General features: G+C 65.0%; 21 protein-coding genes. 12 read left to right on the top strand and 9 right to left on the bottom strand.

Annotation, left to right across the window (positions count from 1 at the left end; all coding sequences use genetic code 11):
• The first annotated feature begins 26 nt into the window (after nt 1–26).
• The 4 genes from QCM77_RS38895 (at nt 27) to QCM77_RS38880 (ending at nt 2,947) form a co-directional block, all read left to right on the top strand.
• Nucleotides 27–446: an HIT domain-containing protein gene (locus QCM77_RS38895; RefSeq protein WP_279666174.1), complete on the top strand. Its 420-nt coding sequence runs from the start codon at nt 27–29 to the stop codon at nt 444–446.
• Between the two features lie 11 nt (nt 447–457).
• Nucleotides 458–1,402 carry an NAD(+) diphosphatase gene (gene nudC / locus QCM77_RS38890; RefSeq protein WP_279687878.1) on the top strand — a complete coding sequence of 315 codons (945 nt, stop codon included), beginning with the start codon at nt 458–460 and terminating at the stop codon, nt 1,400–1,402.
• Nucleotides 1,403–1,416: 14 nt separating this feature from the next.
• Complete coding sequence (locus QCM77_RS38885; protein WP_280096383.1) at nt 1,417–2,370, top strand: sugar kinase; 954 nt, start codon at nt 1,417–1,419, stop codon at nt 2,368–2,370.
• Between the two features lie 67 nt (nt 2,371–2,437).
• Entirely contained in the window at nt 2,438–2,947 is a 510-nt protein-coding gene (locus tag QCM77_RS38880) for an Lrp/AsnC family transcriptional regulator (RefSeq protein WP_279666169.1), read from the top strand.
• A gap of 147 nt (nt 2,948–3,094) precedes the next feature.
• On the opposite strand, the gene QCM77_RS38875 is transcribed toward QCM77_RS38880, so the two are convergent.
• The 4 genes from QCM77_RS38875 to QCM77_RS38860 all read right to left on the bottom strand — a co-directional run bounded on the left by QCM77_RS38875 (nt 3,095) and on the right by QCM77_RS38860 (nt 9,344).
• Nucleotides 3,095–4,594 (bottom strand): phosphomannomutase/phosphoglucomutase, encoded by a 1,500-nt coding sequence (locus tag QCM77_RS38875; protein WP_280096382.1) that lies wholly within the window; start codon nt 4,592–4,594, stop codon nt 3,095–3,097.
• 189 nt (nt 4,595–4,783) lie between these two features.
• Nucleotides 4,784–5,296 (bottom strand): TIGR02281 family clan AA aspartic protease, encoded by a 513-nt coding sequence (locus QCM77_RS38870; RefSeq protein ID WP_280096381.1) that lies wholly within the window; start codon nt 5,294–5,296, stop codon nt 4,784–4,786.
• 128 nt (nt 5,297–5,424) lie between these two features.
• Complete coding sequence (hrpB, locus tag QCM77_RS38865) at nt 5,425–7,902, bottom strand: ATP-dependent helicase HrpB (RefSeq protein ID WP_279687872.1); 2,478 nt, start codon at nt 7,900–7,902, stop codon at nt 5,425–5,427.
• Between the two features lie 125 nt (nt 7,903–8,027).
• Nucleotides 8,028–9,344, bottom strand: coding sequence for a UDP-glucose dehydrogenase family protein (locus QCM77_RS38860; RefSeq protein WP_279666161.1), 1,317 nt, complete (start codon nt 9,342–9,344; stop codon nt 8,028–8,030).
• Between the two features lie 192 nt (nt 9,345–9,536).
• Between QCM77_RS38860 and QCM77_RS38855 the strand changes: the two genes are divergently transcribed.
• From QCM77_RS38855 to QCM77_RS38845, 3 genes are all read left to right on the top strand, one after another.
• Complete coding sequence (locus tag QCM77_RS38855; protein ID WP_280096380.1) at nt 9,537–10,604, top strand: acyltransferase family protein; 1,068 nt, start codon at nt 9,537–9,539, stop codon at nt 10,602–10,604.
• A gap of 202 nt (nt 10,605–10,806) precedes the next feature.
• On the top strand, nt 10,807–13,845 hold the full coding sequence (gene polA / locus QCM77_RS38850) for a DNA polymerase I (RefSeq protein WP_280096379.1): 3,039 nt from the start codon (nt 10,807–10,809) through the stop codon (nt 13,843–13,845).
• Nucleotides 13,846–13,984: 139 nt separating this feature from the next.
• Complete coding sequence (locus tag QCM77_RS38845; protein ID WP_279690415.1) at nt 13,985–14,620, top strand: LysE family translocator; 636 nt, start codon at nt 13,985–13,987, stop codon at nt 14,618–14,620.
• A 124-nt stretch (nt 14,621–14,744) separates the two neighbouring features.
• Here QCM77_RS38845 and QCM77_RS38840 read toward each other — a convergent pair whose 3' ends face one another.
• A complete protein-coding gene (locus tag QCM77_RS38840; RefSeq protein ID WP_280096387.1) occupies nt 14,745–15,371 on the bottom strand; it encodes a glutathione S-transferase family protein in 627 nt (208 codons plus the stop codon).
• 177 nt (nt 15,372–15,548) lie between these two features.
• Here QCM77_RS38840 and pyrE point away from each other — a divergent pair, with 177 nt between their 5' ends.
• Nucleotides 15,549–16,112, top strand: a complete 564-nt coding sequence (gene pyrE / locus QCM77_RS38835) for an orotate phosphoribosyltransferase (RefSeq protein ID WP_279666153.1) — start codon at nt 15,549–15,551, stop codon at nt 16,110–16,112.
• A 188-nt stretch (nt 16,113–16,300) separates the two neighbouring features.
• Complete coding sequence (locus QCM77_RS38830) at nt 16,301–17,074, top strand: DUF2865 domain-containing protein (protein WP_280096378.1); 774 nt, start codon at nt 16,301–16,303, stop codon at nt 17,072–17,074.
• Nucleotides 17,075–17,196: 122 nt separating this feature from the next.
• Here the strand turns inward: QCM77_RS38830 and QCM77_RS38825 are convergent, their stop codons facing one another.
• Nucleotides 17,197–17,628, bottom strand: a complete 432-nt coding sequence (locus tag QCM77_RS38825; protein ID WP_280096377.1) for a hypothetical protein — start codon at nt 17,626–17,628, stop codon at nt 17,197–17,199.
• Between the two features lie 193 nt (nt 17,629–17,821).
• Between QCM77_RS38825 and QCM77_RS38820 the strand changes: the two genes are divergently transcribed.
• Nucleotides 17,822–18,112, top strand: coding sequence for a GIY-YIG nuclease family protein (locus QCM77_RS38820; protein WP_280096376.1), 291 nt, complete (start codon nt 17,822–17,824; stop codon nt 18,110–18,112).
• A gap of 95 nt (nt 18,113–18,207) precedes the next feature.
• Here QCM77_RS38820 and QCM77_RS38815 read toward each other — a convergent pair whose 3' ends face one another.
• Entirely contained in the window at nt 18,208–18,465 is a 258-nt protein-coding gene (locus QCM77_RS38815; RefSeq protein ID WP_279666148.1) for a hypothetical protein, read from the bottom strand.
• 206 nt (nt 18,466–18,671) lie between these two features.
• Here QCM77_RS38815 and QCM77_RS38810 point away from each other — a divergent pair, with 206 nt between their 5' ends.
• Both QCM77_RS38810 and QCM77_RS38805 read left to right on the top strand, forming a co-directional pair.
• Nucleotides 18,672–21,188: a glycogen/starch/alpha-glucan phosphorylase gene (locus QCM77_RS38810; RefSeq protein WP_280096375.1), complete on the top strand. Its 2,517-nt coding sequence runs from the start codon at nt 18,672–18,674 to the stop codon at nt 21,186–21,188.
• A gap of 96 nt (nt 21,189–21,284) precedes the next feature.
• Nucleotides 21,285–22,100, top strand: coding sequence for an acyl-CoA thioesterase (locus QCM77_RS38805; protein WP_279666144.1), 816 nt, complete (start codon nt 21,285–21,287; stop codon nt 22,098–22,100).
• Nucleotides 22,101–22,265: 165 nt separating this feature from the next.
• Here the strand turns inward: QCM77_RS38805 and QCM77_RS38800 are convergent, their stop codons facing one another.
• Together QCM77_RS38800 and QCM77_RS38795 are read right to left on the bottom strand one after the other, a co-directional pair.
• Nucleotides 22,266–23,882: a phosphoenolpyruvate carboxykinase gene (locus tag QCM77_RS38800; RefSeq protein ID WP_279690410.1), complete on the bottom strand. Its 1,617-nt coding sequence runs from the start codon at nt 23,880–23,882 to the stop codon at nt 22,266–22,268.
• 298 nt (nt 23,883–24,180) lie between these two features.
• Nucleotides 24,181–26,775 carry a CHAT domain-containing protein gene (locus QCM77_RS38795; RefSeq protein WP_280096374.1) on the bottom strand — a complete coding sequence of 865 codons (2,595 nt, stop codon included), beginning with the start codon at nt 26,773–26,775 and terminating at the stop codon, nt 24,181–24,183.
• Nucleotides 26,776–26,923 lie beyond the last annotated feature (148 nt).

Genomic DNA, 26,923 nt, shown 5'->3' with positions numbered 1-26,923 from the left:
GCCCCATCGGGCCTTTGGAAACTCATATGTCTGATCCCGCCTGGTCGCTGCACTCCCGCCTGAAAGAGGACACTATCGACATCGGCGATTTGCCGCTGTCCAAGATATTGGTCATCAAGGACGCGCATTATCCCTGGCTGCTGCTGGTGCCGCGGCGCGCGGACGCGGTCGAGATCATCGATCTCGACGAGGTGCAGCAGGCGCAATTGATGACGGAGATCTCCCGCGTCTCGCGCGCGCTGAAGGAGATCACCAGATGCGACAAGCTCAATATCGCAGCGCTCGGCAACCTCGTGCCGCAGCTTCACGTCCACATCATCGCGCGCCGCACCGGTGACGCCGCCTGGCCGCGGCCGGTCTGGGGCGTGATGCAGCCCTTGGCGCACGACGCCACAGAGGTGCAGAATTTCATCAGCGAGCTTCGCCGCAAGATCTGGTTGGGTTGAAAGAACAAGAAATGTCAGCATTCAACTCGTTTCCGCTGGGACAACCGGCCTTCGTCACCAACGTCCTCGACCGCGCCGCGCATCTGCGCCGCGACGACGAAAAGCTGTTCGCGATGGAGCAGAAGCCGTCGTCGCGCGCCTATGTCGTCTACCGCGACTCGCTGCTGGTGAAGCGCGAGGGCGAAGACGTGCGCGCCCTGCTGTCGATCGACGAGGCGCTGAAATGCGGCGCCAATCCCGGCACGATCTTCTTAGGTCTACGCGACGGCGCCGCGATGTTCGGGATGGGCTTGTCGCAGGCCGCGTCCGAGAAGCTGATCGGCCGCGACGATTACGCCGTCACCGAGCTGCGCGGCATGGCGATGCAGGGCGCGGTACCGCCGCAGGAGCTGTCGGCGATCGCAATGGCGAAGTCGATGGTGGGTTGGCATCAGCGCCACGGCTATTGCGCCAATTGCGGCACGCGTACCGGGATGAAGGAAGGCGGCTGGAAGCGGGAGTGCCCGAGTTGCAAGGCCGAGCATTTCCCGCGCACTGACCCTGTCGTGATCATGCACGTCGCCTCCGGCGAAAAATGCCTGCTCGGCCGCCAGAAGCAGTTTCCGCCGGGCATGTATTCGTGCCTCGCCGGCTTCGTCGAGGCCGCCGAGACCATCGAGGACGCGGTACGCCGCGAAATCCTCGAAGAATCGGGGATCCGCTGCACCGACGTGCAGTATTACATGACCCAGCCATGGCCCTATCCGTCCTCACTGATGATCGGCTGCAGCGCGCGGGCCGTGAGCGAGGACATCGTCGTCGATCATTCCGAGCTGGAGGATGCGCGCTGGTTCACGCGCGAGGAGGCCGCCCTGATGCTGGCGCGGACGCATCCCGACGGGCTCGCCGGTCCGCACCCGTTCGCCATCGCCCATCACCTGCTCGGCCGCTGGGTGCACGACAAGAGCGGCACTTGAGCTGAGACCCCCCGATGGCCGCATCAGGGATCGCGCCGCGCATCCTCTGCATCGGCATTCCCGTGCGCGACCTGACCTTTCGTGTCGATGCCGTGCCCGCGCGCGGCAGCAAGGCGAATGCCAGCCATCTCGCGGAGATCTGCGGCGGCAACGCGCTCAATGCCGCGATCGCCATCGCGCGGCTTGGTGGCCGCGTCTGCTTCGCGGGCCCCATGGGCGATACCAGGGAGACGTCGAGCGGCTTCGTCCTCGAACGGATGGCCGCCGAAGGTATCGAGACCACACACGTCGTGCGCATGCCGGGCCTCACGACGCCCGCCTCGGCGATCATGATCGAGCCCTCGGGCGAACGGACGCTCACCATCTATCGCGATCCCGCGTTGTCGACCGCGAAGCTGCCCGACGCCGACGCACTGCTCGCCGATTGCCGGGCGGTTCTCGTCGAAAGCCGCTGCGCCGCGTTTGCGACCTCGCTCTGCACTGAGGCACGCCGGCGCGGCATTGCCGTCATCGTCGGCGTCGACCGCGCGATGTCGTTGCAGGACAGCCTGCTGACGGCCGCCTCGCACCTGCTGTTCGCCAGCGAACAGGTGCAGGAGACGGCCGGCATCGCCGACGACGGCGCGGCGTTGAAGCGCCTGGCCGTGCTCACGCCCGCCTTCCTCGCCGCCACCCGCGGCCCGCGTGGCACGATCTGGCTGGACGAAGCCGGGGAGCTGGAGGAGACGCCGGCGTTCGCGGTTCAGGCGGTCGATACGCTCGGCGCCGGCGACGTCTTCCATGGCGCCTTCACGCTTCGCCTCGCCGAAGGCAGCGACGTGAAGGAGGCGCTGCAATTCGCCGCGGCCGCCGCAGCGTTGAAATGCACCCGCCACGGTGGCGGCCTGGCCGCCCCGCAACGTATTGAAGTCGAAGAGTTTTTGAGCATGCCGCCGGCGGCGGCACACGACCGGGCGCCAAGATTATAGGCTTGCTATAGAAGGATTTTCTCTATATCAGGGAAATTGACCCTTGAAATGGAACAAAGTTCTGCAAATGACCGATCTCGCTGTCCAACTCCCCGAGACCAGCCGCCGCCTCGACGCCATCGACCGCAAGATTCTGATGGTCCTCCAGGACGATGCCTCCCTGTCCGTCGCCGAGATCGGCGACCGCGTCGGCCTGTCCTCGACCCCCTGCTGGAAGCGCATCCAGCGCCTGGAGGCCGACGGCGTGATCATCAAGCGGGTGGCCCTGGTCGACCAGAACAAGATCGGGCTCGGCATCTCCGTGTTCGTGTCGGTGGAGAGCGCCGACCATTCCGACGCCTGGCTGAAGAAGTTCGCCGAAGCCGTCAGCGCCATGCCCGAGGTGATGGAGTTCTATCGCATGGCCGGCGACGTCGACTACATGCTGCGCGTCGTCGTCGCGGACATGCAGGCCTATGACGTGTTCTACAAGAAGCTGATCAGCGCCGTGCCGCTGAAGAACGTCACCTCGCGCTTCGCGATGGAGAAGATCAAGTCGGTGACCACGCTGCCGATCCCGGCGGTGGTCGCGGCTTAGGGTCTCACCACAAGAAGCTGTCATCGCCCGGCTCGACCGGGCGATCCAGTACTCCGTAGCGCCCGCGGTAAACCGAGAGGCCGCGGCGTACTGGATGCCCCGCCTGCGCGGGGCATGACACGGTGCGTGTGGTACGCACTCGCCACCTCAAATCTTTTGATTGTACGCGCCGACTTCGGGATGCGTGCGCAGCACGCTGTCCACCATCTCGAACATGTCGCGCATGCGCTGCTCGGACACCGGGCTCTCGACCACGACGACGAGTTCGGGCTTGTTGGAGGAAGCGCGTACCAGGCCCCAGCTTCCGTCCTCGACCGTGACGCGCACGCCGTTGACGGTGACGAGGTCGCGGATCGACTGGCCGCCGATCTTGGCGCCCTTGGCGTGCAGGCCTTCAAAATGCTTCACCACGGCGTCGATGACGCCGTATTTGACCTCGTCCGCGCAATGCGGCGACATGGTCGGCGACGACCAGGTTTTCGGCAGCGCGTCCTTCAGGTCGGCCATCGACTTGCCCGGCGCGCGGTCGAGCATGTCGCAGATCGCGATCGCCGAGACCAGGCCGTCGTCATAGCCGCGGCCGTACGGCTTGTTGAAGAAGAAGTGGCCGGACTTCTCGAAGCCCGCGAGCGCGCCCATCTCGTGGGTGCGGCGCTTCATGTAAGAATGTCCGGTCTTCCAATAGGCGACCTTCGCACCCTGCTTCTGTAGCACCGGATCGGTCACGAACAGGCCGGTCGACTTCACGTCGACGACGAACTGCGCGTCCTTGTGGATCGCCGACATGTCGCGCGCCAGCATCACGCCGACCTTGTCGGCAAAGATCTCCTCGCCGGTGTTGTCGACGACGCCGCAGCGATCGCCGTCACCGTCGAAGCCGAGACCGACATCGGCCTTGTGCTGCAGCACCGCGTCGCGGATTGCGTGCAGCATCTCCATGTCTTCAGGGTTCGGATTGTATTTCGGGAAGGTGTGATCGAGCTCGGTGTCGAGCGGGATCACCTCGCAGCCGATCGCCTCCAGCACCTGCGGCGCGAACGCGCCGGCGGTGCCGTTGCCGCAGGCCGCGACGACCTTGAGCTTGCGCTTAAGCTTCGGACGGCTGGTGAGATCGGCGATGTAGCGCGCCGGATAGTTCTCGTGGAACTGGTAGGAGCCGCCGGCCTTGTTCTTGAACTCGGCGCCCAGCACGATCTCCTTGAGCCGCGTCATCTCGTCAGGGCCGAAGGTCAGCGGACGGTTGGCGCCCATCTTCACGCCGGTCCAGCCATTGTCGTTGTGCGAGGCCGTGACCATGGCGCAGCAGGGCACGTCGAGGTCGAACTGCGCGAAATAGGCCATCGGCGTCACCGCGAGCCCGATGTCGTGTACCTTGCAGCCGGCTGCCATCAGGCCGGAGATCAGCGCATATTTGATCGAGGCCGAATAGCCGCGGAAATCATGGCCGGTGACGATCTCTTGCTTGACGCCAAGCTCGGCGATCAGCGCACCCAGCCCCATGCCGAGCGCCTGGATTCCCATCAGGTTGATTTCTTTTTGGAACAGCCAGCGCGCGTCGTATTCGCGAAAGCCGGTCGCCTTCACCATCGGCTCGGATTCGAAGGCGTAGGTGTTGGGCAGCAACACGGATTTCGGCTTGGGGAACATTGAGACGGTCTCGTGAAAAAGAGCCAGGATTTGATGCAGCCTTAGCGAATGCCGGGCCGCAGCGGAAGGCGGGAATGGCAGCTTATGGATGATAATTGCGGCAGTTTGGTAACGGGGAAGATTTGACCGCGAGAGCGGACGGAATAGAGATTTTTGAAATATGCGGCCGCCCGAGCGTTTGGGAGACCCTTACTGCTCCAGCACCATCTGGCCGTTGGCGTATTCGAAGCGCTTGAGGCGGGAGAGGAAGGAGAGGCCGAGCAGGTTCTCGGACAGCGCCTCGTCGGGCAGCACCATGGCATCGACGTCGCGCACGATGAGGCCGCCGACATCGAGCATGGCGATGCGGGTGCGCGCGGCCTTGATGGTGCCGTTGGCGGTGGAGACGGTGGCGTTGTAATCGCTCCGCGAGGGACGCAGGCCGAAGCGGGCGGCCGAGGTCTCGTTCAGCGCAACCACGGAGGCGCCGGTGTCGACCATGAAGCCGATGCGCTGGCCTTCAATCCGGCCTTCAGTCTGGAAATGGCCGCGGCCGTCGCGAGGGATGTTGAGGCTGCGGCCGCCGGCCGGCGCGGTGGACGCGACTGCTACCGTCGTGCGCGGCACCGACGTTGCCGAGGCGGAGCTCATCCTGTCCGCCGTCTGCGCCATGAAGGTGCCGAGGCCGATCATGATCGCCGCGAAGATCATTAGGTTACGCATCACACCAACCCGGAGCCGAAAGCTCGATTTCACCACGCGGCAGACCTTTCCGCGAGCCAAGCCCCGACCGGGCGGTTGTCATTTTGACCAAAAGGATGAGCGGACGGTTAATGCGCCTTCGTGGCGTCTCATGTCCCGCGCGGCTTGACCCGCCGGGTCGGCAGCGCATTCGCCGGATCTTCCGGCCAGGGATGCCGCGGATAGCGGCCGCGCAAATCGGAGCGGACGGCACTGTAACTGCCGCGCCAGAAGCCGGGGAGATCGCGCGTCACCTGCACCGGGCGCTGCGCCGGCGACAGCAGCTCCAGCACCAGCGGCACCTTGCCGGCGGCGATCGAGGGATGGATGTTGAGGCCGAACAATTCCTGGAGCCGCACCGCGATGGTCGGCCCCTGCTCGGCCTCGTAGTCGATCGCGAGCACGCTGCCGGTCGGCGCCTCGAAATGGGTCGGCGCCTCGCGATCGAGCCGCGCGCGCATCTCCCACGGCAACAATGCCATCAACGCGTCGGAGAGATCGCCGGCGGAGATATCCTTCAGCGCGATCTTGTCGTAGAGCGCCGGCACCAGCCAGTCGTCGCGCCGCGCGATCAGCCCGTCGTCGGAGAGATCGGGCCAGCTATCGCCTTCGGCCTTGCGCAAAAACATGACGCGGTCGCGCCATTGTCTTGCTGCCTTCGACCATGGCATCCGGTCGAGGCCGGCGGCGATCAGCCCATCTGCGAAGATGCGCGCGGTGTCCTCCGAGGGCGACACGGCGAGCGTCGCCTCGGACAGCGTGATCGCGTGCATCGCGCGCCTGCGCCGCGCCCGCAGCGCCATCGCGCCGCGATCGAACCATATCTCGTCGACGGATTCGATGTGCTCGGCGAAATGCCGTTCGATGTCGTCCTGCGTGATTTGCGCGGCGAGCAGGATGCGTCCGCTCGCCGCCGTGCCCGTCATCTCACCGATCGCGATATAGGGCGCGCGGGCGAGCGACGAGGTCTGATCGACGGCCGCGCCTCGACCGTTGGCGAGTACGAAGCTGCCATTGCCGCGGTTGCGCGCGACGCGATCCGGGAAGGCGTAGGCGAGCATCAGGCCGGTCGAAAGGTCGCCTTCTCCGGTCGCCGCCTTCTCCGACGCCGCCACCTGCGAGGCCCAGCGCCGGGCGAGGTCGCGCGCGCTTGCGGCACGCGGCGAGCGGTCGCGGCGGAACTGGTCGCGACGGTGCTCGAGATCGACGCTGTCGCCGCCGAGCCCGCGCTCGGTGATGATGGCGGCGATCTCGGCGGCGGCTTCGCCCTCGCCGGCACGATGCGAATCCACGATCATGCGCGCCAGCCGCGGCGGCAGCGCCAGCGCACGCAGGCTCTTGCCCTCCGCGGTGATGCGACCATCACCATCGAGCGCATTGAGCTCGGAGAGCAGGCTCTTGGCTTCTTTCCAGGCCGGCTGCGGCGGCGGGTCGAGAAACGACAGCGCTGAGGGATCGGCGACGCCCCATTGCGCGAGATCGAGCACCAGCGAGGACAGATCGGCGCTGAGAATTTCCGGCTGGGTGTAGGGCGCAAGCGAGGCCGTCTGAGGTTCGTCCCAGAGCCGGTAGCAGACACCGGGCTCGGTGCGGCCGGCGCGGCCACGGCGCTGGTCCGCCGCCGCGCGCGAGACGCGCACCGTCTCGAGCCGGGTCAGGCCGATGTCGGGCTCGTAGCGCGGCACGCGGGCCAGACCGGAATCGACCACGATGCGCACGCCCTCGATGGTGAGCGAGGTCTCCGCGATCGAGGTCGCCAGCACCACCTTGCGCGTGCCCTTCGGCGCCGGCGAGATGGCACGGTCCTGCACGGCTGCGTCGAGCGCGCCGAACAGCGGCACGATCTCGATGCTGGAATCCTGCACGCGCTCGCCGAGGAAATTCTGGGTGCGGCGGATTTCGGCGGCGCCCGGCAGGAACGCCAGCACCGAGCCACTATCTGCGCGCAGAGCCGAGGCGATCGCATCCGCCATCTGCCGTTCCACCTGCAGGTCCGTCTTGCGGCCGAGATAACGCGTCTCGACCGGGAAAGCACGCCCCTCGCTTTCGATCACGGGCGCTTCGCCGAGCAGCCTTGCAACACGAGCGCCATCGAGCGTTGCCGACATCACGAGGATGCGCAAATCCTCGCGCAGGCCCTGCTGCGCATCGCGCGCCAGCGCGAGACCCATGTCGGCATCGAGCGAGCGCTCGTGGAATTCGTCGAACAGGACGGCGGCGATGCCCGACAGCTCGGGATCGTCGAGGATCTGGCGGGTGAAGATGCCTTCGGTCACCACCTCGATGCGGGTCGCGCGCGAGATCTTCGAGCCGAAGCGGACGCGATAGCCGACGGTCTCGCCGGCGCGTTCGCCGAGCGATTTGGCCATGCGGTCGGCGCTGGCGCGCGCAGCGATGCGCCGCGGCTCCAGCACGATGATCTTCTTGCCCTTGGCCCAGGGGGCATCGAGCAGCGCCAGTGGCACGCGCGTGGTCTTGCCGGCGCCCGGAGGGGCCACCAGCACGGCGGCATTATGCGCCTCCAGCGTGCGCGAGAGGTCGTCGAGCACGGCATCGATCGGGAGGGGCGTGTCGAAGCTGCGGGGCAAAAAATTATCCGGTCGTCATGCCCGGGCTTGTCCCGGGCATCCACGTTCTTTCATCTGGCAGTGAACAAGACGTGGATGGCCGGGACAAGCCCGGCCATGACGGAATTATGCGCGACGTTGGATCGTTAGCCCTGCACCGATGGGCGGCCGACGCTCTCGTAGGTGAAGCCGGCCGCAGCCATGTCCTCGGGGCGGTAGATGTTGCGGAGGTCGACGACGACGGGCTGCGCCATGGTCGCCTTCAGCCGGTCGAGATCGAGCGCACGGAACTGCACCCATTCGGTGACGATGACGATCGCATCGGCACCTTCCGCGCAGGAATAGGCATCCTCGCAATAGGTGATGTTGGGCAGCTCGCCCTTGGCCTGCTCCATGCCGACGGGATCGAAGGCCTTCACCTTGGCGCCCATGTCGATCAGGCCCGTGACCAGCGGGATCGACGGCGCATCGCGCATGTCGTCGGTGTCGGGCTTGAAGGTGAGACCGAGCACGGCGATGGTCTTGCCGCGCAGCGAGCCGCCGAGCGCCTGGCTGACCTTGCGGGCCATCGCCCGCTTGCGGTTCTCGTTGACCGCCAGCACGGATTCGACGATGCGCAAGCTCACGTCGTAGTCCTGCGCGATCTTGATCAGCGCCTTGGTGTCCTTCGGAAAGCACGAGCCGCCGAAGCCGGGACCGGCGTGCAGGAACTTGGTGCCGATGCGGTTGTCCAGGCCAATGCCGCGCGCGACCTCCTGCACGTTGGCGCCGACCTTTTCGGAGAGGTCCGCGATCTCGTTGATGAAGGTGATCTTGGTCGCGAGGAAGGCGTTGGCGGCGTATTTGATCATCTCGGCGGTGCGGCGCTCCGTGAACATCAGCGGCGCCTGGTTCAGCGACAGCGGCCGATAGATGTCTCCCATCACCTTGCGGCCGCGCTCGTCGGAGGTGCCGACGACGACACGATCGGGAAACTTGAAGTCGCGGATCGCGGCGCCCTCGCGCAGGAATTCGGGGTTCGAGGCAACGACGATTTCGGCCTTGGGGTTGGTCTCGCGGATGATGCGCTCGACCTCGTCGCCGGTGCCGACCGGAACGGTCGACTTGGTCACGACGACGGTGAAGCCGGACAGCGACTGCGCGATCTCGCGCGCCGCGGCATAGACGTAGGACAGATCGGCGTGGCCGTCACCGCGGCGCGACGGCGTGCCGACCGCGATGAACACGGCATCGGCATCCGCGACCGGCTTCGACAGGTCGGTGGTGAACTCAAGCCGCTTGGCCTTGACGTTGGTCGCCACCAGTTCGTCGAGTCCGGGCTCGTAGATCGGGATCTCGCCGCGATGAAGTGCAGCGATCTTCTTCTCGTCCTTGTCGACGCAGGTGACGTCGTGACCGAAATCCGCAAAGCAGGCTCCGGACACCAGTCCCACATAGCCCGTTCCGATCATCGCGATTCGCATGAAAAACCCTGTTTGGCTTGGTTAACGAAACCCCAATTCGGGGCGGTTTAGCATTTTCCTGAGGTGAGGGAACAGCCCGTGTGCAAAAACCGGCACACGAATTGTACCGGTAAAGAAATCGTAAGCCGCAAGGCGCCACACTGCTCCGCGTTCACACAGACCCCGGCGGAACACGCCTCGAAAAGGGACACCATGGCACCATCAGGCACAATCGCCGCGAGCGGGGGGCTCAAGGCCCCGATTGCTGCGCGTGTCGATTGGGTCGATTACGCCAAGGGCATCTGCATCATCATGGTCGTGATGATGCATTCGGTGCTGGGGGTCGAGCTTGCCGCCGGCGAGACCGGTTTCATGCATGTCGCCGTGGCCTTCGCTAAGCCGTTCCGGATGCCGGATTTCTTCCTGATTTCGGGCCTGTTCCTGCCACTGGTGATCGACCGGGACTGGCGAACCTATCTCGACCGCAAGGTGGTGCATTTCGCCTATTTCTATGTCGTCTGGGTGACAATCCAGTTCGGCTTCAAGGCCCCCGCATTCGCCGCCGAAACCAGCTGGCGCGACGCCGGCTTGCTGTATCTGGAATCCTTCGTCGAGCCCTTCGGCACGCTCTGGTTCATCTATCTCCTGCCGATCTTTTTCGTCGTCACAAAACTGACACGGCGAATCCCGCCGCCCGCGATCTGGCTCATCGCGGCTGCGCTGGAGACGGCGCGTGTCGCAACCGGCTGGACCGCGATCGACGAGTTCTGCGCGCGCTTCGTCTATTTCTATTCGGGCTACCTGTTCGCGCCTCACGTGTTCGCGCTGGCGGATCGCGCCCGCAATCATCCCGCATGGGCGCTGGCAGCGCTCGCGACGTGGGCGCTGGTCAATGCCGGCATGGTCACGCTTGGCGCCAGCGAATGGAAGATCATGTCGCTCGTGCTCGGCTTCGCCGGCGCCTGCGCCATCATCACGATGGGCACGCTGCTCGCGCGCGCCCGTTGGTTGAATTTTTTCCGCTTCTGCGGCGAGCATTCGATCGTGATCTATCTCGCCTTCTTCCTGCCGATGGCGGCGACACGGACGCTGCTATTGCGCACGGGCATCATTCCCGACATCGGTGCGGCGTCGCTGATCGTGACCCTCGTCGGCGTGATCGGAGCACTCGCGATCTGGCAGGCGGCGCTGCGGCTCAACGCCAATTTCCTGTTCGAGCGTCCCGATGCATTCTGGATTGTACCGAAGAAGGTCGGGGTGCGGTTGCAGGCGGCGGAGTGACTGTCATGCCCCGCGAAGGCGGGGCATCCAGTATTCCAGAGGCGATCATTGTTGATCGATAGGCCGCAGCGTACTGGATTCCCCGCCTTCGCGGGGAATGACAGTGGAGTGTGGGGAATGACACCGGGGGATAGCTGCGTCACCGCCTCAAAAATCCCGCTCGCAAGGCTGTCAAAGCCCGCAAAAATTCATACATTGCGGCATGCCCAAAACCTCCCCGAAAGCCGCCGAACCCACGTCCGCCAAGCCCGTTGCCACCAAGCCCGTCGCCGCCAAGGCCGCCGGCAAGGGCGACCACATCTTCCTGGTCGACGGTTCCGGCTACATCTTCCGCGCCTATCACGCGCTGCCGCCGCTGAACCGCAAGTCCGACGGCTTGCAGGTCAATGCCGTACTCGGCTTCTGCAACATGCTGTGGAAGCTGTTGCGTGACATGCCCCCCGACAACCGGCCGACGCATCTGGCGATCGTGTTCGACAAGTCCGAGGTGACCTTCCGCAACAAGATCTATCCCGAATACAAGGCGCACCGCCCGCCGGCGCCGGACGACCTGATCCCGCAATTCGCGCTGATCCGCGAAGCCGTGCGCGCCTTCGACCTGCCCTGCCTGGAACAGGGCGGCTTCGAGGCCGACGATCTGATCGCAACCTATGTGCGCGAGGCCTGCGAGCGCGGCGCCAGCGCGACCATCGTGTCCTCCGACAAGGATCTGATGCAGCTCGTCACCGATTGCGTCACCATGTACGACACCATGAAGGACCGCCGCATCGGCATTCCCGAGGTGATCGAGAAGTTCGGCGTGCCGCCGAACAAGGTGGTCGAGGTGCAAGCGCTGGCCGGCGATTCCACCGACAATGTGCCTGGCGTGCCCGGCATCGGCATCAAGACCGCCGCGCAACTGATCGTCGAATATGGCGACCTCGAGCAATTGCTGTTTCGCGCCACCGAGATCAAGCAGCCGAAGCGCCGCGAGGCGCTGATCGAGAACGCCGAGAAGGCACGGATCTCGCGCAAGCTGGTGCTGCTCGACGACAAGGTCGATCTGGGGGTGCCGCTGGACGATCTCGCCGTCCACGAGCCCGATGCGCGCAAGCTGATCGCGTTCCTGAAGGCGATGGAATTTTCCACGCTGACGCGCCGCGTCGCCGACTACTCGCAGATCGATCCGGCCAATGTCGATGCCGATCCAGGTTATGCGAGCGGCGCCAGCGTATTCTCGCCGCTGCCGCCCTCGGACGTCGTGCCCACGCCGGGAACCGGCACGCCGGCGCAAGCTCGGCCGGGCGAGCGCAACGTGTCGGCGAGCAAGGAGGACAAGGCCGCCAGCCCGAAGGGCGCGCCAATCTCGCTCGTCGCCGCGCGCGAAGAGGCTTTGCGCAAGCTTCCGGTCGACCGCAGCAAGTACCAGGCCATCAAGACACTTGCGGAATTGAACGCGTTCATCGCGCGCATCCATGATGCCGGCCATGTCGCGGTCGAGATCCGGGGAAACTCGATCGACCCGATGCAGGCCGATCTCTGCGGCATCGCGCTGGCGCTGGCGCCGAACGAGGCCTGCTACGTGCCGCTGGCACATAAGCAGTCCGGCGGCGGCGCCGGCCTGTTCGACGCCGGCCTGGCGCCCGATCAGGTCAAGCATGCCGAGGCGATCGATGCGCTGCGGCCGGTGCTGGAATCATCAGGCATCCTCAAGGTCGGCTTCGACGTCAAATTCACCGCCGTGATGCTGGCCCAGCACGGCATCACCTTGCGCAACACCGATGATGCGCAACTGATCTCCTACGTGCTCGATGCCGGTCGCGGCTCGCATGCGCTGGAACAGCTGTCCGAGCGCTGGTTCGGCCACGCCATGCTGAAGGAGGGCGAGCTGCTCGGCAGCGGCAAGGGCAAGATCACGTTCGACCAGGTGCCGATCGACAAGGCCGCGCAGCTGTCGGCGGAAGGCGCCGACATTGCCTTGCGCGTCTGGCGCGTGCTGAAGCCGCGCCTCGTCGCCGAGCACATGACCACCGTCTACGAAACGCTGGAACGCCCGCTGGTCGCAGTGCTCGCGCGCATGGAGCGGCGCGGCATCTCGATCGACCGCCAGGTGCTGTCGCGTCTCTCCGGCGACTTCGCCCAGACCGCGGCGCGGGTCGAAGCCGAGATCCAGCAGATCGCGGGCGAGCCCGTCAATGTCGGCAGCCCGAAGCAGATCGGCGACATCCTGTTCGGCAAGATGGGACTGTCCGGCGGCACCAAGACCAAGACCGGCGCGTGGTCCACCACCGCTCAGGTGCTCGACGAGCTCGCCGAGCAGGGCCACGACCTCCCGAAGAAGATTCTGGAGTGGCGCCAGGTCTCAAAGCTGAAATCGACCTACACCGACGCGCTGCCGACCTACGTCAATCCGCAGACCCATCGCGTGCACACGACCTACGCGCTGGCCGCGACCACGACGGGCCGGCTGTCGTCGAACGAGCCGAATTTGCAGAACATTCCGGTGCGCACCGAGGACGGCCGCAAAATCCGGCGCGCCTTCATCGCAACACCCGGGCACAAGCTCGTCTCCGCCGACTATTCGCAGATCGAGCTGCGGCTGCTCGCCGAGATCGCCGACATTCCCGTGCTGAAGCAGGCGTTCCGCGATAGCCTCGACATTCACGCGATGACGGCATCGGAAATGTTCGGCGTGCCGATCAAGGGCATGCCGAGCGAAATCCGGCGCCGCGCCAAGGCGATCAATTTCGGCATCATCTACGGCATTTCGGCGTTCGGTCTCGCCAACCAGCTCGGCATCGCGCGCGAGGAGGCCTCCGCCTACATCAAGAAATACTTCGAGCGCTTCCCCGGCATCCGCGCCTACATGGACGAGACGCGGGATTTCTGCCGGAGCCACGGCTACGTCACCACGCTGTTCGGCCGGAAGATGTACTATCCCGACATCAAGGCTTCGAACGCCTCGGTGCGCGCCTTCAACGAGCGCGCCGCGATCAACGCGCGGCTCCAGGGCACCGCCGCCGACATCATCCGTCGCGCCATGACGCGGATGGAGGATGCCTTGGTCCGGAAGAAACTGTCGGCGCAGATGCTGCTCCAGGTGCATGACGAGCTGATCTTCGAGGTGCCGGACGCGGAGGTCGAGGCGACGCTGCCCGTCGTGCAGCACGTGATGCAGGACGCGCCGTTCCCGGCCGTGCTGCTCTCGGTGCCGCTGCATGTCGACGCCCGCGCAGCGAACAATTGGGACGAGGCGCATTGATCGGACGGTGTCGTCCCGGCCTTGGCCGGGACGACACTGGAGGGACACGCACAAGCTGAATTGTCCTCGGTGCAATTGCGCGATGGCGGCGCGATCCTACGCATATTAGAACGGCGCGATCTCCCGCACAGGTTCAGCCATGCCCCACACTTCCGCCCTGCTCGGCTTCGCCCTCGTCTGCCTCGGCCTCGTGCTCACGCCCGGGCCGAACATGATCTACCTGATCTCGCGCTCGATCACGCAGGGGCCGGCGGCGGGCATCGTCTCGCTTGGCGGCGTGGCGCTCGGCTTCGTGTTCTACATGCTGTGCGCCGCGTTCGGCATCACGGCGCTGCTGCTCGCCGTTCCCTTTGCCTATGACGCGCTGCGCTTCGCCGGTGCCGGTTATTTGCTGTGGCTTGCCTGGCAGGCGGTGAAGCCGGGCGGACGCTCGCCGTTCCAGGTGAAACAACTGGCGATCGACAGCCCGCGCAAATTGTTCGCAATGGGGTTCGTCACCAATCTGCTCAATCCGAAGATCGCGATGCTGTATCTCGCGCTGCTGCCGCAGTTCATCGATCCCACCGTCGGCAGCGTGCTGACGCAGTCGGTGGTGCTCGGCGCGATCCAGATCGCGATCAGCGTCAGCGTGAATGCGATGATTGCGCTCGCCGCCGGATCGATCGCGCTGTTTCTGACGAGCCGGCCGAGCTGGATGCTGGTGCAGCGCTGGCTGATGGGCACGGTGCTGGCCGGGCTCGCGGTGCGGATGGCGGTGGAAGCGAAGAAGGTGTGACGAGCGACGCTGTCATGTCCCGGCTTAACCGGGGCATCCAGTACGCCGCAGCTTCTCGGCCCAATCACTTCCGTCTCTGGGATACTGGATCGCCCGCTTTCGCGGACGATGACAACGTCACCCCTCAATCCAGCTTGGCCTCCATCCCGCGCTTCACCGCCGGGCGTGCCATCAGGGCCTCGTACCAGCGCTTGACGTTGGGGAAGTCGGCCAGCTCAACCTTGTGGCGAGGGTGGCGCCAGGCCCAGCCCAGGATGGCAAAATCGGCAACCGAGAGCTCGCCGGCGACGAAATCGCGGGCCTCTAGCCGGCGGTCGAGCACGCCGTAGAGCCGGCGCGTCTCCGCCATGTAGCGCTTGAGGCCATAGGCACGGTCCTGCTCGTTCTCGAGCGCGATGAAATGGTGCACCTGGCCCGGCATCGGCCCGAAACCGCCCATCTGCCACATCAGCCATTCATAGACGGGGATGCGGCCCGCCAGCGATTTCGGCAGGAATTTGCCGGTCTTTTCGCCGAGATAAAGCAGGATCGCGCCGGACTCGAAGATGCCGACCGGCTGGCCGTCCGGCCCCTCGGGATCGAGGATCGCGGGGATCTTGTTGTTGGGTGAGAGCTTCAGGAACTCCGGCGCCATTTGCTCGCCCTTGCCGATGTTCACCGGGATCACCTTGTAGGGCAGCCCCATTTCCTCCAGCGCGACCGAGATCTTGCGGCCGTTCGGCGTGTTCCAGGTGTGCAGCTCGATGGTCATTTTTCGCGTTTCCTTGCCCGGGCAGATATCTGGCATCCACCTACTCCAGAAGGTTGCACCCTCACAACCGGCGGACCGGGATGGCCGATCCCTGTTGACTGGAGCCGTCCCCTCTGGAATGTCGCAGCCGTCGCGGATAAATTCCGCCACTTCCAAAAACGCTCCCGAGGGCCCGCCGTGTCTAAATCAGCCTCCCGCGCCCGCCTGTTCGAGATCATCCGCCGGCGCTCCTTCGGCCGCGGCGAAGTGACGCTCGCGTCGGGCCGCAAGAGCGATTTTTACTTCAACCTCAAGCCGACCATGCTCGACCCGGAGGGCGCGACCCTGCTCGCCGAGCTGACCTATGAGGCGCTGAAGGACGATCAGCTCGATTTCATCGGCGGGCTCGAGATGGGCGCGGTGCCGCTGGCCGGCGCGCTGGCGCAGATCTCCTGGATCAAGGGCCATCCGATCGCGGCTTTCTTCGTGCGCAAGAAGCCGAAGGAGCACGGTGCCAAGCTCGCGATCGAGGGGCTGCCCAGGGGCGAGACGCTCGAGGGCAAGCGCGTCGTGATCGTCGAGGACGTCACCACCACCGGCGGCTCGGCGATGAAGGCGGTGGAATCGGTGCGCGAGACCGGCGCCGAAGTGGTGCTGGTGCTGACCATGGTCGACCGCGAGGAAGGCGCCGACGACACCTTTGGCGCGGCCGGCCTGCCGTTCCGCTCGCTGTACAAGGCGTCGGAGTTTTTGAAGGCTTGAGCGGCGCTCGTGTCCCGGGCGCTGCGCAGCATCCGGGGCACGAAGCCACCTCCCTCAACCGCTCATTTACCATCCGGCCTTATGGTGAATGATGTGCTGAGACCTGATGGTCCGGCCGGTTGGGTAGCGTCGGGTGGAGTAAGCGTTTGCGTACAGTCATGTCCCATGCGCGCCGGCGGCGTCGCGCGATGCTTGTGGCCGCCACACTGGGAGCACCGCTGCTTGCGGCTCCGGCCCCGGTTTCGGCCGAAGGCCTGTTCGACTTCTTTTTCGGCGGAATGCAGCAGCAGCGGCCGCAGCGTGAAGTGCCGCCGCAGGCGAGCTCCTACGCCGACCCCTTCACCGGCCAGCAGAATGCCGCAAGCCCGCAATACGTGCCGCCGACACGTTCGGCCGCCGCCGGCGGCTCGGGACCCGCATTCTGCGTGCGCAGCTGCGACGGCAAATATTTTCCGCTGATGCGCGGCCTCGCCTCGCCCGCGCAAATGTGTCAGGCATTCTGTCCTGCCAGCACGACAAAAATCTATTTCGGCTCCTCGATCGACGGCGCCGCGTCGCAGACCGGCGAGCGCTACGCCGACAGCGAGAATGCGTTCGCCTACCGCAAGGCGCTGCGCGCCGACTGCACCTGCAACGGCCGCGAGCCGGTCGGCCTCGCTCCGGTCGATCTGGCGCTGGACTCGTCGCTGAAAGCCGGCGACGTGATCGCCACCACCGACGGCCTCGTCGCCTATACCGGCATCCGCGTCGGCAACGACCAGGCTGCCGACTTCACCCCGGTCGCCTCCTATCCCGGCCTCACCGCGCAAGTCCGCGCGCGCCTCGGCGAGATGAGGGTGGCGCCGGTGCGCGCCGACACGGTGGCGGCGGATGCCCCGGCCGCGGAGATCGTGCGCGAGACGCTGCCTGACGTGACGTTGCCGAAGACGCAGAAGCCCGCGAAGCGGGCGGGGCTGGACTGAAATCCTCATGGTGATGAGCGCGGAACGCGCGTCTCGAACCATGAAGGCCCGGCGGCTACGGCTCGGCCTTCATCCTTCGAGACGCTTGCTGCGCAAGCTCCTCAGGATGAGGGTTGAGACCGTCACCGCCCGATAATCACGCCGATCACATTCGGCGCCGCCAGATATTTCTCCTCGATCGCCGCGCGCGCGGCGGCGCGGTTGTCCGCCGTGAGCAGGCCGCGCTTCTCGGCCAAGATCATCCAGCAAAAGCCCCACCAGTCGGTGAGCATGCCCTGATCGTCGACGAGGTCGTAGCCCTGCTCGGCCGCGAAGATGCGCGCATGCGCTTCGTCCAGCGTGTCGAGGAACAGATGGTCCTCGGCCGCGAACAGATCGTCGCTGACGTCGTCGATGGTGTAGCCCCAGATCGACTGGCACACCGCGTTGAACTCGCGGTCGAACTGGTCGTCATCGACGGCGTAGCGCCGCGCCGCCTGATGCAGCCGCGACAGCGAGCGCGCGAAATCGGCGATCCGGGTGAGCGCAAATTGATCGAAGGCAATGGTGGACATGTAGTCCTCGCGGAGTCTGACAGGCGCTAGATATTGTGTCGGCAGCGCGCCGAATCACAATGATATATCAAAGGCTTGCTAAAGTGTTCTTAATTTGTTCCGATGCGAGGCGCCATCGTTTGAGAACGTCGTCCTGGCGAAAGCCAGGACCCATTACCCCGGTCAGCGTTGCTTGCAGACTTGAGCCACATTCATGAGCACAGGCAGCTACTTCGTCTACATCCTCGCAAGTCGTCATCACGGTACGATCTATATCGGCGTCACCAATGACATCCGCATGCGCCTCGAACTGCACCGCTCGGGTCGCGGCTCCAAGTTCGTGCAGAAGTACAAGATCTTCCGCCTCGTGCATGTTGAGCTCTTCGCCACTCCGCAGGAGGCGATCGCGCGCGAGAAGCAACTGAAGTTCTGGAAGCGGGACTGGAAGATCAAGCTGATCGAGGAGGAAAATCCCGATTGGAATGATCGGTCCGGCCTCATCTAGCAGGCGGGGTAATGGGTCCTGGCTTTCGCCAGGACGACGGTGTGGTGGCAACATTCCCCCAGGTATCGTCCCGCTTTTTAGCGAGCCACTTCGCTTCAATTCACAGCCGACATCAGCCTGTCGCCGCAAGCGCTCGCATAAAACCTGCCGCCGCATTGGCGCTTGATGGCGGCGCAGCGGGTGGCTGGCGTTGCGTTTTGCGGAAGGGAGACGGCGCAGCTGAGGCCGTCGGCGCTGCGGCCCATCTTGCCGGCGGCGAAGGCGGCGCTGGAGACGGTGATGCAGACGACGAGGAAGGTGGCTGCTGCGATTTCGATCAGCAGTTTCGTCAGAGGTCTCACCATAGGTCTCATGGGGCGTCTCCTCCACACTGATGGCTGAATCTGCCGCCATTCTAGCACCAAATCCACGTTTCCCCGTATGCGTCCGGGTTCCCAAATCGGCCCGTTCCTTGCATAATTTTACGCCAGCGCAGTGCACGGCCGCACCAGCGATGGTTCCGGTGCAGGGGCAAGACGCGTAGGGTCAGTAGTGTTCTCGCGACCAGGAAGTGACGCCTTTGCAAGATTCATCGTTCCAGCCCAATTTTCCCGCTCCCGGCCAGCCCATCGACGAGCTCGCGCTGGCTGAGATCAAGGGCGCGATCCTGGCGAAGCTGCGCCTTGCCATCGGCAAGGATGCGGGCATGGCGACCAAACACGACTGGTACCAGGCCGCGGCGCTGGCGCTGCGCGACCGCATCGTGCATCGCTGGCTGTCCGCGGAGAAGCGCAGCTACGATGCGGGGCGCAAGCGCGTCTACTATCTCTCGCTCGAATTCCTGATCGGCCGCCTCTTCACCGACGCCCTGAACAACATGGGGCTGCTCAATATCTTCGAGGTCGCGCTCGGCGATCTCGGCGTCTCCCTGCCTGAGCTGCGCAAATGCGAGCCGGATGCTGCGCTCGGCAATGGCGGCTTGGGGCGGCTTGCCGCCTGCTTCATGGAAAGCATGGCGACGCTGTCGATCCCCGCGATCGGCTACGGCATCCGCTACGATTACGGCCTGTTCCGCCAGATCATCAACCAAGGCTGGCAGCAGGAATATCCGGACGAATGGCTCGGCTTCGGCAACCCCTGGGAATTGCAGCGGCCCGAAGTGATCTATGACATTCGCTTCGGCGGCGGTGTCGAGCATGTCGACGACAAGGGTCGCGACCGCGCGATCTGGCATCCGTCCGAGACCGTGCTGGCGATGGCCTATGACACGCCGATCGTCGGCTGGCGCGGCCAGCACGTCAATGCGCTACGGCTGTGGTCGGCGCGCTCGCCCGATCCCTTGAAGCTCGACGCCTTCAACACCGGCGACTATGTCAGCGCCAGTGCCGAGCAGTCGCGCGCGGAGGCGATCTGCAAATTCCTCTATCCGAACGACGAGAGCCCGGCGGGCCGCGAGCTGCGCCTGCGCCAGGAATATTTCTTCGTCTCGGCCTCGCTCCAGGACCTGATCAAGCGGCATCTTGCGTCGGACGGTCAGCTCCGCAGCCTGTCGAACAAGGTCGCGGTGCAGCTCAACGACACCCATCCGAGCCTTGCCGTCACCGAGCTGATGCGGATTCTGATCGACGACCACAATTTCCGCTGGGACGAGGCCTGGAAGATCACGGTCGCAACGCTGTCCTACACCAACCACACGCTGCTGCCCGAGGCGCTGGAGACCTGGCCGGTGGAGCTGTTCGAGCGGCTGCTGCCGCGGCATCTCGAGATCATCTACCGCATCAACGTGCAGCATCTCGCGCTCGCAGAGGCGCGCGCCCCCGGCGACATCGACTTCCGTGCCTCGGTCTCGTTGATCGACGAGAGGAGCGGGCGGCGCGTGCGCATGGGCCAGCTCGCCTTCGTCGGCTCGCACCGCATCAACGGCGTCTCGGCGATGCATTCGGACCTGATGCGCGAGACCGTGTTCCACGACCTCAACCATCTCTATCCCGGCCGCATCACCAACAAGACCAACGGCATCACCTTCCGCCGCTGGCTGATGCTGGCGAATCCGAAGCTGACCGATCTGTTGCGCGAGACCTGCGGCGATGCCGTGCTCGATGACCCGACCCAGCTCAGCCTGATCGAAGCCCGCGCCAGCGACGTCGAATTCCAGAAGAAGTTCCGCGCAGTCAAGCTTCACAATAAGACGGCGCTGGCGCGCCTGATCGGCGAGCGGCTCGGCATCAAGGTCGATCCGACCGCGCTGTTCGACGTGCAGATCAAGCGCATCCACGAATACAAGCGCCAGCTTCTCAACGTCATCGAGACAGTCGCGCTGTATCAGGCGATCAAGGACGATCCCAACGGCAACTGGGTGCCGCGAGTGAAGATTTTTGCGGGCAAGGCCGCCGCGAGCTACCGCTACGCCAAGCTGATCATCAAGCTGATCAACGACGTCGCGGACGTCGTCAACAACGATCCCGCGATCGGCGGCAAGCTCAAGGTCGTCTTCCTGCCGGACTACAATGTCAGCCTCGCCGAAGTGATCATTCCCGCGGCCGACCTGTCCGAGCAGATCTCGACCGCCGGCATGGAAGCCTCCGGCACCGGCAACATGAAGCTGTCGCTGAACGGCGCCCTCACCATCGGCACGCTCGACGGCGCCAACATCGAGATCCGCGACCATGTCGGCGCGGAGAACATCGCGATCTTCGGCATGGAAGCCGGCGACGTGATGATCCGGCGCAAGCAGGGGCTGGACGCCTCCGACGTGATCCGCAATTCGCCAAAGCTCCAGCGCGCCATCAATGCGATCGGCGTCGGCGAATTCTCGCCCGGCGATCCCGGCCGCTTCGAATCCATCGCGCACGCGCTGCGCTACCTCGACCATTACATGGTCAGCGCCGATTTCGATTCCTATTACGAAGCGCAGCGCAGCGTCGATGCGCGCTGGCAGGTGGCGCCGGCCTGGACCCGCGCCTCCATCCTCAATGTCGCGCGTATGGCGTGGTTCTCCTCCGATCGCACCATCCGCGAATATGCCGAGGAAATCTGGAACGTGCCGGTGAATCCGGCCACGCCGCTGCTGCCGGATTTGCGCGACGTGGCGGGCTGATTTTCCGCTGCGTGAAACCGACGTTACGCCCTAGGTAATTGCGCAAGCCGGCGGAGGACGTGATATGACGTCCGTCATTGAAAGCCGGAAACAACAATGCACGCCAAGCTCCCGCACCCGTTCGACGACGCCACCCGCGTCACTGCCGGTGACAGCAGTTGGCAGGGGCACACCAGCGACGATTACTGGGCCTTTGTCGGCCCGTTCGGCGGCGTTACCGCCGCGACCATTTTGCGCGCGCTGATCGACCATCCGCAGGCCGCCGGCGATCCGCTGGCGCTCACCGTCAATTACTGCGCGCCGATCGCGAAGGGGCCGTTCGATCTCGACGTGCGGCTGGTGAAGGCCAACCGCTCCAGCCAGCATTGGAGCGTCGAACTGTCGCAGGGCGGCGGCGAGGTCGCAACGCTTGCCACCGCCGTGTTCGCCGAGCGCCGGCCGTCCTGGGAGCACAGGGTGGCGAAGTATCCGGACGCCACGGCGTTCGAGGCAACGCTGCCGTTCCCGAAGATATCGGCGTCGTGGGCCAACCAGTATGAATTCCGCTTCGTCGAGGGCGAGATGCGGATCGGCCCGCCGCAGGCCGAGCTCGCCAGCACCTATTCGAAAATCTGGATCGGCGACCGCGCGCCGCGCAAGCTCGACATGCTGTCGCTGATGTCGATGTCGGACGCCTTCTTCGGCCGCATCTTCCATGCGCGGCGCGAGCTGGTGCCGTTCGGCACGGTGTCGCTGACGACGTATTTTCACACCGACAGCGAAGAGCTCGCGGTCGAGGACATCACGCGCGTGCTCGCGACGGCCGACTCGAAGATCATGCACAAGAGCTACGCCGACCAGAATGCCGAGCTGTGGTCGCCGAACGGAAGGCTGCTCGCGACGACGACGCAGATCGCGTATTTCAAGGCGTAGCTGCTTCCACGATCTCGTCATTGCGAGCGCAGCGAAGCAATCCCGACTCTCTCCGCGGAGGGATTCTGGATTGCTTCGCTACGCGCGCAATGACGGTGGAGAGGTATCGCGAAAACAAAACGGGCGGCCTCGCGGCCGCCCTTTTGCATTTCAAGCGATACGAGATTACTCCGCCGCGAGCTTCACGTCCGGCGCAGCGGCGCGGACCTCGGCGTCGACCTGGGCTTCGAACTTGGCAAAGTTCTTCTGGAACATGCCGACCAGCGCGCGGGCGGTCTTGTCGAACTCGTCCTTGTCCTTCCAGGTGTTGACCGGGTTGAGGATCTCGCTCGGCACGCCCGGCAGCGCGGTCGGGACCGCGAAGCCGAAATATTTGTCGGTGCGGAATTCGACATTGCGAAGCGAGCCGTCGAGCGCAGCGGTGAGCAGTGCGCGCGTCACCTTGATCGGCATACGCGAGCCGGTGCCGTACTTGCCGCCAGTCCAGCCGGTGTTGACCAGCCAGCAGTCGACATTGTGCTGGGCGATGAGGTCGCGCAGCATGTTGCCGTAGACGCTGGGGTCGAGCGGCAGGAACGGCGAACCGAAGCAGGTCGAGAATTCCGGCTGCGGCTCGTTGCCGAGACCGCGCTCGGTACCGGCGACCTTGGCGGTGTAGCCCGACAGGAAGTGATACATCGCCTGCGCCGGCGACAGCTTTGCGATCGGCGGCAGCACGCCGAAGGCGTCGGCGGCGAGCATCACCACGTTCTTCGGCTGCGGCGCGCGGCCGGTGCGCGAGGCGTTCGGGATGAACTCGAGCGGATAGGCCGAACGGGTGTTCTCGGTCTTGGAGCCGTCGTCGAAATCGACCACGCGGGTGCCTTCGTCGAGCACGCAGTTCTCGAGCACCGCGCCGAAGCGCGTCGAGGCCGCGTAGATCTCGGGCTCGGCTTCCTGCGACAGCTTGATGCACTTGGCGTAGCAGCCGCCTTCGAAATTGAAGATGCCGTTCGGGCCCCAGCCGTGCTCGTCATCGCCGATCAGCGTGCGGTTTGGATCGGCGGACAGCGTGGTCTTGCCGGTGCCGGACAGGCCGAAGAAGATCGCGGCATCGCCCATGGCGCCGACATTGGCCGAGCAGTGCATCGGCATCACGCCGCGCTCGGGCAGGTAATAGTTCAGCGTGGTGAAGACCGACTTCTTCATCTCGCCGGCGTAGTAGGAGCCGCCGATCAGCACGATCTTGCGGGCGAAATCGATCGCGACGACGTTTTCCGACTTGCAGCCGTGGCGCTTCGGATCGGCGCGGAAGCTCGGCATGTCGATGATGGTGAGCTCCGGCGTGAAGCTCGACAGCTCCACCGCTTCGGGGCGGATCAGGAGCGTGCGGATGAACAGCGAGTGCCAGGCGAGCTCGGTGAAGACGCGGGTCTTGATCCGGTAGGCCGGATCGGCGCCGCCGTAGAGGTCCTGCGCGAACAGCGACTTGCCTTCGGCGTGCTTGAGGAAGTCCTGGTACAGCGTCTCAAACTGCTCGGCGGTGATCGACTGGTTGCCGGCCCACCACATCTTCTTGTCGGTGGTGGCGTCGCGCACCGTGAACTTGTCCTTCGGGCTGCGGCCGGTGAACTCGCCGGTATCGGCGCAGAGTGCGCCATCGGCCGACAGCACCGCCTCGCCCGCGGAGAGCGAATATTGATAAAGCTGCGGTGCGCCGAGATTCCAGTGAACCTGTTTGAGATTCTTTAAGCCGAATTTGTCGGCACCGAAGGCACCGTTGCGCACGCCCGTCTCTTGCACGAAAAAATCCTCCTAGAACCCGCGGCACTCAGCGCGATCATGCTTTGGCGCCGCCGCGGTCACCGTGAATGATAGGCCATCCGGCCTCGGCTGGGCGACCTAATACTGATGAACGCTGGCGTTGCCAAGCCGATCCCGCAGGATTTGGTTTATTCAAGGACCGCGCCAAACGTCGCGCATGTCAGCTCTGAGCAGGCGCATCAAAGAAATCACGAATGATCGCGCAACCAAATGCGCGTTTCAGCGTTATCCGGGGTTTTTGCGCCGCACAATCCCAAGAACAAATTACAAGACCCTCCTATCGTACCTCGCCTTCGCCGATGAGTGCGAACGGCCCCCACATCGCGGGATAGGCGTTGCGCGGTGACGAGGTGTCATCAACGTACGTTAACATCGCGCGACGCAAGGCTTCGGCACGCCCGATTTTTGGTTCGTTTTTGAGCAGCTCGAAAGTCGATGTGGTCAAGCGGGTGGCAGCTTCCGAATCCACTGCCCAATGCGAGACCAGGAGCGCGCGGGCGCCGGCATAGAAGAACGAGCGCGCCAGTCCCGACAGGGCCTCGGCGCCGGGCTTGTCGCCTGCGATGGTGTTGCAGGCCGACAGCACCACCCAATCCGCATTGAGCTTGAGCTGGGCAACTTCACTCGCGGTGAGCAGACCGTCGTCGAGCTCGGTGGGCTGATCGGGAATGGAGAGCGCGAGCGAGGGCTCACCCAGTCCCTTGATATCGCCAGCAACGAGGCCGTGGGTGGCAAAGTAGATGATGCTGTATTGAGCAAGCGCTGCACGCTTGAGCGTCGTTTCGCTGGCGTCGCGGCCGAGATGGATATCGGCCGCAGCCGCCCCGACATCCCTGGCCACAGCGTTCAATTCGTCCGCGGTATCCGGCAGCTGCGGCAACGCCTGCGCAAGCCGCGCGCGATCGACGCCAGCACCGCGCCAGAAGTCGGTATAGGCGATGGTCGCGATGCTGCGCGCGGCGACCTTGCCGTTCGCGGCGCGCCGCTCGGCGGGCCCTTCCAGCGCAGGATTGAACACGGGATCGCCAAAACCGGTCATCGGCTTCACGCCTTGGTCCCGACGCGCGAAGGCGCGCAGCGATTTCAGGCTGACCACCGACGGCAGCACCGAGACGGCCTGACGCCGCAGCAACCAGGCGGCGCCGCGATAGCCTTCGAGCGTGTCCGGGATCGCAGCCTGCGGCTTCTCCGTGACGAGCAGATGAAACGGCAATGCGGTCAGTGCAGCCGACGGCACCACCAGCAGGCTGCGCTTGTCCTTCGTCAACGCCTCGACCGGACCGAGCAGCGCGACATGGACTTCGTTGGCGAGCGCGAGATCGAACAATCCGGATTTGCCGGACGCATCGCGCGCCTTGCCGACATCGAGCCCTTTGCGGAATGCAGTCACCTTCTGCGTCAGCGCATCCGCGCCGAGTGGAATCGCCTTCCAGTCGACGCCCTCGCGCGTGATCGCGATGACATAGCTCTGCTTGTCAACGACGGAGTAGAGCACCATCGCCTCGTCGGCCGACAGCAGCAGCTGGATGTCCTTTACCGTCAACGGCAGGGGATTGGAGAGCGACGCATAGTCGGGAAACTCGACCGCGAGCAACTTCTGCAAGCCCGCACGCTCGTTCGCAATCGTTGCAATCCGCGCGCGGCTGCGCTGCTCGGTTGCGAGATCGCGCTGGGCGAATTGCTTCGACACCGCGGTGACGATCGCCTTGTCGAGGGTCTCGGATTCAGCCGCGAGATCCTGGTCCCGGCGCACCAGCTCGGCGAGCCGGTCGCTGCCGGCGGCAAGCCGAACCGCGAGCTTGTTCACGGCGGATGCGGCGGAGGATTGCGTGCCGCGCTGGATCGCGGCAAGGGCCTCGTCCAGCGCCTTGTCGCCGGGCAGCAGATCTTGTTGGCGCCCGGCGAACAGGACCGGCAACACGACGCGCAACTGCGCGCGATCGCCCCGAAGCGTCTTTTCCGCGAACGGCAATGCGTCCGCGGTGCGCCCGGACAGGTAGAGGAAATAAGCGAGATTGCTGGTCGAGGTCGCGACCTCAGGATGATCGGGCCCGAGCGCACGTTCGCGGATGACCAGCGCGCGGCGATAGAGCGGCTCGGCGTCGCCGTAGCGCTGCTGGTGCTCGTAGAGACCGGCGAGATTGTTCAGGGAGCGGGCGACGTCGGGATGATCCGGTCCCAGCACCTTCTCGCGGATCGCGAGCGAGCGCTTGATCGGCGCTTCCGCGTCCGTATCGCGGTTGAGATCGCGATAGACCTGCCCGAGATTGTTCAGGACCGTGGCCACCGCCGGATGCTCGGGGCCGCCGGCCTTCTGGTAGATCGCGAGGGCCCGCTGAAACAGCGGCTCGGCGTCCGCATAGTGCTGCTGTTTCACATAGAGCGTGGCGAGATTGTTGAGGGACTGGCCGACGTCGGGGTGCTCGCGCGACAGCCCTTTCTCGCGAACGGCGAGCGCGCGCTTGAACAGCGGCTCGGCCTCGGCATAGCGGCTCTGCCGCTGGTAGAGCGCGGCGAGATTGGTCAGTTCGGCTCCAATCAGCGGGGTTTCGAGACCGAGCGACTTTTCCATCAGCACGATGGCGCGCTTGTAGAGCGGCTCCGCCAGATCGTCGTGGCCCTGACTGGCATGGACCTGGCCGAGGTTGTTCAGCGCAGCGGCGAGTTCGCGACCGGTGTCGCTCTTTTCCAGGCTCGCGACCATGCCTTGCGCCAAAGGCAGTGCTTCCGAATATCTGCCGGCGCTCATGAGCGCGTTGATCCGCGCGCTCTCCGCGGCGAGACCTTTCTGGGCAAGACCAGGTGTGGCCAGCAATGCGGTGATCGCGAGCGTCAAACCCGCAACCAGCGTCAGTCGATTCCATCCTGCCATGACACTCTCGCCGCCGCCTTCTGACCCAGGCTGTGTAAAAACGCGGCTCCGCATCACCTCCATGCAACGAAGGCGGCCGTCGGTGTCGCTATTGAGTTCGCTGCCCGCGCCTCACGCCCGCATGGCTGCCAGCAATGGCTCGACGCCG

Origin of the sequence: Bradyrhizobium nivariense (assembly GCF_029846695.2) — a bacterium.
Lineage (GTDB): Bacteria > Pseudomonadota > Alphaproteobacteria > Rhizobiales > Xanthobacteraceae > Bradyrhizobium.
This window is presented reverse-complemented; position numbering and strand designations above follow the sequence as displayed.